Genomic DNA, 5,198 nt, shown 5'->3' with positions numbered 1-5,198 from the left:
CCGGGGAGGAGGAGCGCGGCGCCGAAGCCCAGGAGGGCCGCCGCGCCGACGCCGACGACGACCGCCGCGCGTTTGAGGCCCGCTCCCCCGCCGGGTGCCGGGCGTCTCCTCGGCCGCCGCTCGGCGCGCGGGGCGGCGCCGGTGGCGAAGTCCTCGCCGACCCGCACCGGCGGGAGTTCCTCGGTCTCGTACTCGTCCGTCCGGGGCAGGAGCCGCTCGGGGGCGGGTTCGGGGTCCGGTGCCGCCGGCCGGTCCGGGGCGGGTGCGGGCGGGACGGCGACGGTCTCGTACTCCTCCTTGGGGGCCGTCGTCCCCTTGTACAGCTCGAACTCACGTAGCAGTTCCGCCAGGGCCTCGGTCCGGCGGCGTCGCATCACGTACGTGGGTTCGATCGTGGGACGCTTCGTCGTCTGCCCTGGTTCGGGCGGCATCGACACGCTGTTCTCCTTCCGTGCGAGCGGTCTCCCGCCATCCCCGTGAGGAGATACGGGAGGACCGGGCGGAGGGTTCAGCTCATCCGCCGCCCGGCGTGGCGGCCGGGAGCACGGCGACGACTTCCCAGCCGGGCCCGTCGGTGCGGCCGCGGGCCTGGATCCGGCCGCCGAGCGCGGTGACGCGTTCGGTGAGCCCGACCAGTCCGAAGCCGCCGCCCCGGGCCGCCTCCGGCAGCACGGCCCCGCCGCGGCCGTCGTCGCGCACCGAGACCTCCAGGGCGTCGCCGGCCCAGCGGAGAGCGACGGCGACCTCGGTGGCGTCGGCGGCGTGGCGGCGGACGTTGGTCAGGGACTCCTGCACCACGCGGAAGGCGGCGGCCTGCACCTCGTGCGGCAGGTCGTGCGGGACCGAGGGGTCGTGGTGGAGCAGGGCCGTGCGGCCGTCGACGCCGCCGACTCCGTCGAACCCGCGCACCAGGTCGTCGATGCCCGCGAGGTCGCCCACCGGCCGCCGGTCGGCGGCCGCGGTCCCGTCGTCGTGTTCCCGCAGGACCCCGACCGTACGGCGCATCGACGCGAGCGCCTCGGTCGCGGCCCCTTCGATGCCCGCGAGGACCGGGTCCAGCCGTTCGGGCCGGTCGGTGCCCATCATCCGCGCGACCTGCGTCTCCAGCTGAAGCTCGCCGCCCGGAACCGCGTCGAGATCGCCGCGTGGGCCTGGTGGACGGGCCTCGCCGGCGAGCGTTCCTGACCCGTCAGGCGTCAGGCGTCAGGGTGACGCGGATGCCGAGGGTGCCGTCCGTGCCCCGGCGGAGCCGGCTGCCCAGGAGGGTGAGGCGGCCGAGGATGCCGTACTTGCGGGCGATGAGGCGGCGGTAGGCGGCGGAACCGGCCGCGTCGAGGATCTCGGCGCGGGCGGGGACGGAGTCCCCGGTGGGATTGCCGCGGACGTCGCAGGGGCCGACGACGACATCGGCGCGGTTGCGGATCCGCTTGACCTTCCAGGAGTCGGCGACCGTCCAGACGCCGAGCGCGTCACCGTCCCGCACCACCCATACCGGGGTGGGGACGGCGGTGCCGTTCTTGCGGTAGGTGGTGATCAGCAGGTACTTGCCCGCGCCGAGAGCGTCGAGTGTGGTGTCGGCCATGGGCGGAGTCTAGGTGTGCGGCCGCCGGTGTGGATCGGCGGCCGCACCGCGATGAGCGGCTCGCGAGGACGGGGCGGCGTCAGTCGAGCAGGCCGTCGTAGTCCGGGAGCTTGAAGGTGCGCTCGGCGTGGCCGCCGACGAGGTCGGTGGTGTTGTTGCCGACGTTCGCGATGATCGTGTAGCCGTCCGACTCGATGTCCGCGCGGGAGGCGGTCTTGTACGCGGAGACCTCGGCGAACAGGTCGGGCAGGTCACGGACGTAGAGGCCGTCGACGGGGTAGCCGACGGACTTCAGGTTCCACTCGGTGATGCTCTCGATGATGCCCGGGCGGGCGGTGACGAAGAAGACGGAGACGCCGCGGGACTTGGCGTACTGGGCCAGCTGGAGGGAGGGCTTCAGCGCCGGCGTGGGCAGCTTGTACCAGGGCGTGTAGTGCGTCTCCAGCGTGGTGTTGTCGATGTCGAAGACGATGGCGAGCTTGCGCCCGGACGTGTTCGTGGTGCGCTGCTGCACATAGGGCGTCGCCGTGTCGACGACGGCCTTCACGTCCTTCTGCCAGGTGGCGTAGTCGACCTCGGCGGCCGCGGCCGCGCTCACTGCGGCCCGGCTCGGGGCGGCGGCCGCCGGTACCGCGGCGGTCAGCGAACCGCCCAGACCCAGGACGGCCACCGCGGCGACCGTCGTGACGCGGCGTCCCACACCGCTAGCTGTCATGTTCGTCCCCTTCGCATGTGAAAGCGGCGAGGTCGTTCGAACCGTCGCCGCACTCGTCATGGTCATGCCCATCAGTGGCCGGGAGACTACCCGAGAGTTACTGATTGGTAGAGGGGTCGCGACGATCAAAAAACTGCGGGCTCGGAGCGGGGACGGCATCCGGTCGCGGTGAAGATCGCAGAAGACTCGGCAAAGGCCAACCAACGGGTCTACATTGCCCGTTGACTCTGCTTACGCCACAGAAGATCCAGGAGCTGATGCCGTGACGGACAACCCGGCAGCCTCGGATGACTTCCCCTCCTCCTCGCTGAACAGCCGTATCGTCACCACCCGGCCGGTCGCGGCGCGGATCTGGAACTACTGGCTCGGCGGCAGGGACTACTACGAGGTCGACCGGAAAGCCGGGGACGAGATCAGCCGGATGCACCCGAGCATCCACGACTACGCCCGCGCGGACCGGCAGTTCCTGGGGCGGGCCGTGCGTCATCTGGCCGCCGACGTGGGTATCCGGCAGTTCCTGGACATCGGCGCGGGGCTGCCGACCGCGGACAACACCCATGAGGTCGCCCAGCGGATCGCGCCGGACGCGCGGGTCGTCTACGTCGACAACGACCCGCTGGTCCTGGTGCACGCCCGCGCCCTGCTGACCAGTTCGCCCGAGGGCCGCACGGACCATGTCGACGAGGACGTGCGCAATGTCGACTCGGTCCTCGAACACACCGCGCGGACCCTGGACCTGAGCCGACCGGTCGCGCTGATGCTGCTCGACGTGATGGCGTTCGTCGGCGACGCCGAGGACCCGTACGGCATCGTGCGCCGGCTGATGGACGCCCTGCCCGCGGGCAGCCATCTGGTGCTGTCCCACACCATCACGGGGCCGGGGTGGGCGGATGTCGACGCGGCGGCGGCCTGGTGGAACGTGCACGGCACGCCTCGGCTGAACCAGCGCACCCCGGAGGCGGTCGCCCGCTTCTTCGACGGGCTGGACCTCCTCGAACCGGGCGTGGTGTCGTGCACGCGCTGGCGCCCGGAGAGCATCGGCGACGACGTCGGGGAACCGGAGGAAGTGGCCATGTACTGCGGAGTGGGGGCCAAGCGCCGATGACGATCGACTGGGTTCGGCTCCAACTGGACGTCACCGACTTCGACCTGGGCCGTTTCCAGCCGTACGTCGACAAGTGCCGTACGGCCGGCATCCGGCTGACCACGCTCTCGGAGCTCGGCGACACCCCGGAGCACCGCCGCGCTTTGTACGCACTCAACAAGGAGTGCTCGGCCGACATCCCGGGCCGCGGCACTTTCTACGACTACGACGAGTACCACCGGCTCCGCTTCGAGGTTCCCGCCTACGACCCGCGCGGCGTCGTGCTGGCCCTCGACGGCGGGAGGTGGGTCGGGATGGCGGCGACGTCGGACCGGCGCGCATCCGGGTTCGTGTTCAACGAGATGACGGGGGTGCGGGCCGGCCACCGGGGGCGCGGCCTGTCCGTGGCGATGAAGACGTTCGGCATCGGCTTCGCGGGCATGTGCGGGGTCAGCCTGGTCCGCACGGTGCACCACCCGGACAACACCCGGGCGATCGCCATGAACCGGACGTTGGGGTATGTCGACGCCGACTGGTGAACACGCGCCCGTCACCGCACGTATAGGGGAAGGGCGCTCAAGGACCGGACGCCCTCGCGGTGTTGACGCCGTGCCGTACGGGGTTCGGGAGCCAGGTAATGAGGCACGCACGACGACGAGTCGTGAAGCGAGTGGCACGGCTTGCGGCCGTGGGAGGACTGCTCTGCGGGGGCCTGATGGTCACCCAGGCGGCGATGGCGACCGAGCCCACCACCTCGCCGCCCGCGACCCGCAGTTCGGTGCTGGCGGCCTCCGGCACGGGCACGGGCCTCGTGAGCAGACTCGGCTCCTCCCGTACGGCGGGCACCTGGATCGCCGACGACGGGCGCCCCGTCGTCGCGGTCACCGACGAGGAGGCGGCGGCCGAGGTGAAGGAGGCCGGCGCCCGCCCCAAGATGGTCCGCTACAGCGGCAAGGAGCTGAGGTCCGCCACCGCGGCCCTGCGGTCGGCGCCCCGTGTGCCGGGCACCTCCTGGGCCATCGACCCGGCGTCCAACGAGGTCGTGGTGCGCGCCGACAGCACGGTCTCCAAGGGTGACTGGGCCGAGTTGACGGACCTCGCCGAGGAGATCGGCGGCTCGGTGCGGATGGAGCGCACCAAGGGCGCGTACACGATGCGGCTCAACGGCGCTCAGCCGATCTTCGGGACGGGGGGACGCTGTTCGATCGGCTTCAACGTCACCGACGGGGAGAACGCGTTCATGCTGACCGCCGGGCACTGCGGTCCGACGGGCTCGGTGTGGTTCTCCGACAACCAGGGCCGGGAGGAGATCGGCCGGACCGTCGAGTCGAGCTTCCCCGGCAACGACTTCTCGCTCGTGCAGTACCTCAAGGACGCGCCGAGCAACGCGAGCAATGTCGTCGCCGTCGGCGACGGGCGCGGGGTGCGCATCACGGGGATCGGTGACGCGGCGGTCGGCCAGCGGGTGTTCCGCAGCGGCAGCACGAGCGGTTTCCGCAACGGTGAGGTGACCGGCCTCGACGCGACGGTCAACTATCCGGAGGGCACGGTCTCCGGACTCATCGAGACCACGGTGTGCGCGGAGCCCGGCGACAGCGGCGGCCCGCTGTTCTCGGAGGGTGTGGCCCTCGGCGTCACCTCGGGCGGCAACGGTGACTGCACCCAGGGCGGGACGACCTTCTTCCAGCCGCTGGGGGACGCCCTCGACGAGTTGAACGTCCAGCTGGCGGGTGTTCCGCAGGCCCAGGCGACCGCCGGTGCCGACGCGCCCTCCGACGACGCGGAGCAGGGGGCCGCCGCGCCGGGGGCCGTGGAGC

General features: G+C 71.9%; 5 protein-coding genes and 2 pseudogenes. 3 read left to right on the top strand and 4 right to left on the bottom strand.

What is annotated here, in order from left to right; genetic code table 11:
- The 4 genes and pseudogenes from AOK23_RS41380 to AOK23_RS41365 all read right to left on the bottom strand — a co-directional run.
- Positions 1 to 431 (bottom strand): annotated as a pseudogene (locus tag AOK23_RS41380) (peptidoglycan-binding protein); the annotation flags it as partial.
- 82 nt (positions 432 to 513) lie between these two features.
- Positions 514 to 1,107 (bottom strand): annotated as a pseudogene (locus AOK23_RS41375) (sensor histidine kinase); the annotation flags it as partial.
- 82 nt (positions 1,108 to 1,189) lie between these two features.
- Complete coding sequence (locus AOK23_RS41370) at positions 1,190 to 1,582, bottom strand: PPOX class F420-dependent oxidoreductase (protein WP_055717550.1); 393 nt, start codon at positions 1,580 to 1,582, stop codon at positions 1,190 to 1,192.
- A gap of 79 nt (positions 1,583 to 1,661) precedes the next feature.
- On the bottom strand, positions 1,662 to 2,297 hold the full coding sequence (locus AOK23_RS41365) for an HAD family acid phosphatase (RefSeq protein WP_055717549.1): 636 nt from the start codon (positions 2,295 to 2,297) through the stop codon (positions 1,662 to 1,664).
- Between the two features lie 262 nt (positions 2,298 to 2,559).
- Here AOK23_RS41365 and AOK23_RS41360 point away from each other — a divergent pair, with 262 nt between their 5' ends.
- From AOK23_RS41360 to AOK23_RS41350, 3 genes are all read left to right on the top strand, one after another.
- The gene (locus tag AOK23_RS41360) at positions 2,560 to 3,402 is read left to right on the top strand and encodes an SAM-dependent methyltransferase (protein WP_055717548.1); all 843 of its coding nucleotides are present in this window, start codon (positions 2,560 to 2,562) and stop codon (positions 3,400 to 3,402) included.
- On the top strand, positions 3,399 to 3,920 hold the full coding sequence (locus AOK23_RS49125) for a GNAT family N-acetyltransferase (RefSeq protein ID WP_206336433.1): 522 nt from the start codon (positions 3,399 to 3,401) through the stop codon (positions 3,918 to 3,920). Before AOK23_RS41360 ends, AOK23_RS49125 begins: the two co-directional genes overlap by 4 nt.
- 98 nt (positions 3,921 to 4,018) lie before the next feature.
- Positions 4,019 to 5,198 (top strand): S1 family peptidase (locus tag AOK23_RS41350; RefSeq protein ID WP_240496813.1); only part of this gene is annotated, 1,180 nt, incomplete at its 3' end.

Source organism: Streptomyces torulosus (genome assembly GCF_001419765.1).
In the GTDB taxonomy this organism is placed as follows: Bacteria; Actinomycetota; Actinomycetes; order Streptomycetales; family Streptomycetaceae; genus Streptomyces; species Streptomyces torulosus.
The sequence above is the reverse complement of the archived record's forward strand: the minus strand, read 5'-3'. Positions and strand labels throughout refer to the sequence as shown.